Source organism: Rhizobacter sp. P1_G5, from assembly GCF_056405435.1.
The window spans coordinates 1-5,436 of sequence record NZ_JBFUCB010000422.1; the positions used below are offsets into that span (position 1 = coordinate 1).

The 5,436-nt window shown below is 72.4% G+C and carries 2 protein-coding genes; both read left to right on the forward strand.

The window, feature by feature from the left end; translation table 11 throughout:
* Positions 1–833, forward strand: an 833-nt coding sequence (locus tag AC1D12_RS23495; protein WP_477843198.1) for a phosphopantetheine-binding protein, incomplete at its 5' end; no start/stop codon positions are given.
* Positions 834–5,436: amino acid adenylation domain-containing protein (locus AC1D12_RS23500; RefSeq protein ID WP_477843200.1), on the forward strand; the 4,603-nt coding region annotated here is incomplete at its 3' end.

Below are 5,436 nucleotides of genomic sequence, written 5' to 3' on the forward strand. Positions count from 1 at the left end.
GCACGCTGGTGCTCGATGCCGGCCTGCAGCCGGTGCCGCCCGGCGTGGCCGGCGAGCTGTACCTGGGCGGCCTCGGCCTTGCGCGCGGCTACCTCGGCCGCGCGGGGCTGACCAGCGAACGTTTCGTCGCCGACCCGTTCGAGCCCGGCGAGCGGCTGTATCGCACCGGCGACCTCGCATGCTGGCGCGGTGACGGAGAGCTGGAGTACCTCGGCCGCATCGACCATCAAGTGAAGATCCGCGGCGTGCGCATCGAGCTCGGCGAGATCGAAGCCGGCCTGCTGGCGCAGCCGGGCGTGCGCGAGGCGGTGGTGGTCGCACGCGGCGGCGATCTGCTGGTGGCGTATGTGTCGGCACAACCCGGGCAGTCGCTCGATCCGCAAGCGCTGCGCGTGCAGCTCGCGACCCGACTGCCCGACGCGATGCTGCCGGCGGTGATCGCGGTGCTCGACACGCTGCCGCTGAACGCCAACGGCAAGATTGATCGCAACGCCTTGCCGGCCACCGGGCCTCAGGCGGCACGTGCCTGCGAGCCGCCGCAGGGCGAGGCCGAAACGGTGCTCGCGGCGATCTGGGCCGAGGTGCTGGGCGTCGAGCGCGTCGGCCGCGAAGACCGCTTCTTCGAACTCGGCGGGCATTCGCTGGCGGCCCTGCGCGTGCAGTCGCGGTTGCGCGAGCGGCTGGGCGTTGCGCTGCCGCTGCGCAGCCTGTTCGAGCAGGCGTCGCTCGCGGCGCTGGCTGCCGCCGTGCAGGCAGCGCGACCGGCCGCGGTGGCTGACGATGACGCGGCGCTGGACCGCATGGCCGATCTGCTGGCCACCCTGGAGACCTGAATGAGTTCACGCGCCCGCGACATCGCCGAGCGATTCACCCTGCTGCCGGCCGAGCGCCGCAGCGGGTTCCTGGCGCTGTTGCGCGAACAGGGCATGGCCTTCAGCCGCCTGCCGATGGTGCCGTGGCCGCCTGGCGACGAGCCTGATCCGATGTCGCATGCGCAGGCCCGCCAGTGGTTCCTGTGGCGGCTCGACCCGGCAAGCACCGCGTACCACATCGCCGGTGCACTGCGGCTCAGCGGCCGGCTCGACGTGGCGGCGTTGCGCGCGAGCTTCAGCGCGCTGGTGGCGCGGCATGAATCGCTGCGCACGGTGTTCGATGCGCTGCCCGACGGGCTGGCGCGGCCGCGCGTGCTGCCGGTGGCAGACATCGAGCTTCCYGAGATCGACACCGATGAAGTCTCGCTCGCCGCCGAGCTGCAGCGCATCAACGCCGCGCCGTTCGACCTGGAGCGCGGCCCGCTGCTGCGCCTTGCGCTGCTGAAGCTCGCGCCGCAGGAGCATGTGCTGGCGGTCGTGATGCACCACATCGTGTCCGATGGCGCGTCGCTGCAGGTGATCGTCGGCGAGTTCGTGTCGCYGTACCCATCGCGCGTCGAGAAACGTTCGATCGCGTTGCCGCCGCTGCCGATCCGCTATGCCGACTACGCCCGCTGGCAGCGCCACGGGCTGGAGGCCGGCGAGCAGGCGCGCCAGCTGGCGTACTGGACGGCCCAGATCGGCACCGACCACCCGGTGCTGCAGCTGCCGACCGACCGCCCGCGCGCGGCCGATGCGCGGTTGCGCGCCGCGCAGCACGCGATCGACCTGCCGCCGGCGCTGGTGCAAGCGCTGCGCCAGCGCGCCGGTGCGCAGCAGGCCACGCTGTTCACGGCGCTGCTGGCCGGCTGGCAGGCGCTGCTCGCGCGCTGGAGCGGCCAGCACGACGTGCGGGTCGGCGTGCCGATCGCCAACCGGCAGCGCACCGAGACCGAGGGGTTGGTCGGCTTCTTCGTCAACACGCAGGTGCTGCGCAACGCGGTCGATGCGCGGATGGACCTCGCGCAGGTGCTGCGGCAGGCGCGTGATGCGGTGATGGGCGCGCAGGAGCACCAGGACCTGCCGTTCGAGCAGCTGGTCGACGCGCTGCAGCCCGAGCGCAGCCTCGGCACGCACCCGCTGTTCCAGGTGCTCTACAACCACCAGCGCCGCAACCATGCGCTGCTGGCGCAGCTTCCGGGCCTGCGCGTGCAGGAGCAGCCGCTGGGCGAGCTGGCCGCGCAGTTCGAGCTGACGCTCGACACGCTGGAGCATGCGGACGGCCGCGTGCAGGCGGTGTTCAGTTATGCGGATGACTTGTTCGAGGCGGCGACGATCGCGCGGCTGGCGCGGCAGTACCTCGCGATGCTGGCGGCGCTGGCGTGGCAGCCGCAGACGGCGCTCGGCGAGGTCGACCTGCTCGATGTGCAGGAGCGTGCGCAGCTGCAGGCCTGGGGCGTCAATGCGCCGCAGCCGGTGGGCAGCGAGTGGGTGCACCAGGCGTTCGAGCGGCATGCGCGGAGTCATCCCGAGGCGCCGGCGGTGCTGCACGGCGATGGCGTGTTGAGCTACGGCGAGCTGGACCGGCGTGCAAATCGGCTCGCGCAGCGGCTGGTTGCGCTCGGTGTCGGGCCGGAAAGCCGGGTGGCGGTGTCGCTGCCGCGTTCGTTCGAGCTGATCGTCGCGCTGCTGGCCGTGCTGAAGGCGGGCGGAGCCTATGTGCCGCTGGACCCGTCGCACCCGGCGGACCGGATCGCGTTCATGCGCGAGGACTGCGGCGCGGCGCTGCTGCTGACGGCGGATTCGGTGCGCGAGCTGGAGGCGCAAGGCGGGGCTGACACGGATCCCGAGGTTCCGTTGCACGCCGGCAGCCTCGCCTACGTGATCTACACCTCCGGCTCGACCGGCCGGCCGAAGGGCGTGGCCGTGGCGCACGGGCCGCTCGCGATGCACTGCCGCGACACGGCGCTGCTGTACGAGATGGGTCCGGCGACGCGCGAACTGCACTTCCTGTCGTTCTCGTTCGACGGCGCGCACGAGCGRCTGCTGACGGTGCTCGGCTGTGGCGCCTCGCTGCTGCTGCGCGACGAGGCGCTGTGGACGCCGGCGCAGACGCTCGCGGCGATGCGCGAGCGCGGCGTGACGAACGCCGGCTTCCCGCCGGCCTACCTGCAGGCCCTGGCGCAAGGCGCCGAAGAACATGGCGGCGGCCCGCCGCTCGCGCTGCTGTCGTTCGGCGGCGAGGCGATGCCGCGCGCCGGCCTGCAGGCGGTGCGCGAGCACCTGCGGCCGCGGCTCTTGATCAACGGCTACGGCCCGACCGAGGCGGTCGTCACGCCGGTGCTGTGGAAGGCGCGCGGCGATGCGCCCGAGATTGCCACCGCCTACGTGCCGATCGGCTGCCCCTGTGGCGACCGCACCGCGCGCGTGCTCGATGCCGGGATGAACCTGCTGCCGCCCGGCGCAGCCGGCGAGCTGTACCTGGGCGGCGCCGGGCTCGCGCGCGGCTACCTGGGGCGCGCAGGGTTGACGGCGGAGCGCTTCGTCGCCGATCCGTTCGATGCGCAGGGCGGGCGGCTGTACCGCACCGGCGACCTGGTGCGCTGGATCGTCGATGCGCAGGGCGAGGGCCAGCTCGAGTACCTCGGGCGCATCGACCAGCAGGTGAAGGTGCGGGGCTTCCGGATCGAGCTGGGCGAGGTCGAGGCCCGGTTGATGCCGCTGGCCGGCGTGGCCGAAGCGGTGGCGAGCGTGCAGCAGGGGGCGGGCGGCGCGCGGCTGGTGGCGCACGTCACTGCGCGGCCCGGCGTGCTGCTGGTGCCAACCGAACTGCGCGCGCAGCTCGCGGCGCAATTGCCGGACTACCTGGTGCCGGCGGCCATCGCGGTGATGGACGTGCTGCCGCTGACACCGAACGGCAAGGTCGACCGGCGCGCGTTGCCGCTGATCGAGGCCCAGGCCGACGGCGACCGCTACGAGGCACCGCAGGGCGAGGTCGAGCAGGTGCTCGCGACGCTGTGGTCCGAGCTGCTGGGCGTGCCGCGGGTCGGCCGCCATGACAACTTCTTCGACCTGGGCGGCGATTCGATCCTGAGCCTGCAGATCGTCGCGCGGCTGCGCGCACGGGGCTGGACGCTGACGCCGCGCCAGGTGTTCGAGCGGCAGACGCCGGCGCTGCTGGCGCCGCTCGCGCAGGCCGAGACTTTGCGCGCGGCGCGTACGGCGAAGGAACCCGTGGGCGAGGTACCGCTGCTGCCGATCCAGCATGAGTTCTTCGCGCTGCCGATGAAAAACCGCCACCACTGGAACCAGTCGCTGCTGCTGCACAGCCGCGAGCCGCTGCAGCCCGGCGCGCTCGCGCAGGCCCTCGCGGCGCTGGTGCGGCATCACGACAGCCTGCGGCTGCGTTTCACGCAGGATGCGGCGGGCGCGTGGCACCAGGGCTATGCGGCGCTCGACGAGAGCCTGCAGCGCGAGTTGCTGTGGATGCGGCGGGCGGCAGACGCGCAGCAGATCGAGGCCTTGTGCGACGAGGTGCAGCGCAGCCTCGACATCTCGCGCGGCCCGTTGCTGCGCGGCCTCGCGATCGAGGTAGCCGACGGCAGTTGGCGGCTGATGCTGGCGGTGCATCACCTGGTGGTGGATGGGGTGTCGTGGCGCATCCTGCTCGAAGACCTGCAGCGGGCGTATGCGCAGTGCGTGGCGGGTCAGGCCGTGGAGTTGCCGCCGAAGACCAGCAGCTACCAGGCGTGGAGCGAGGCCCTCGCAGCCCGGATGCCAATCCGGGACGCGGCGTTCGATGAAGACCCCGGATTGGCATTCGGGCTGCCGATCGCGCGGCCCGACGGCAGCAACCTCGCCGGACAGCAGGTCACGACCGAACTGCGCCTCGATGCCTCGCAGACCGAGGCCTTGTTGAAGCACGCCCCCGCGGCGTACCGCACCCAGGTCAACGACCTGCTGCTGACGGCGTTGGGCCGTGCGCTGTGCGGCTGGAGCGGCCGCGCGCGCATCCGCATCGACCTCGAAGGCCATGGCCGCGAGGACATCTCCGACGAGATCGACCTGTCGCGCACGGTCGGCTGGTTCACCAGCCTGTTCCCGGTGGTGCTGGATCCGCTGGGCGAGCCCGGGGCGGCGTTGAAGCGCGTCAAGGAGACCTTGCGCGCCGTGCCGCTGCGCGGCCTGGCGCACGGCGTGCTGAAGCACAGGGGGCCGCCCGAGGTGCGGGAGGCGCTGCGCGCACTGCCACCGTCGCAGGTGGTTTTCAACTACCTCGGCCAGTTCGACGGCAGCTTCGACGAGGCCGCGGCCTGGCGACCGGCGTCTGAAAGCGCGGGTGCAGCGGTGGATGCATCGGCACCGCAGGCGCACGAGTTCTCGATCGACGGCCAGGTCTACGACGGCCAGCTCGCGCTGAACGTGCGCTACAGCCCGGCCCGGCACGACGCGGCCGAGGTGCGGCGTTTCGTCGAAGCGTTCCGTGGCGAGCTGCTGGGGTTGATCGCGCATTGCAGCGCAGGAGCGCTCGGCGTCACGCCCTCGGACTTCCCGCTGGCGCGCATCGACCAGCCCACGCTCGATG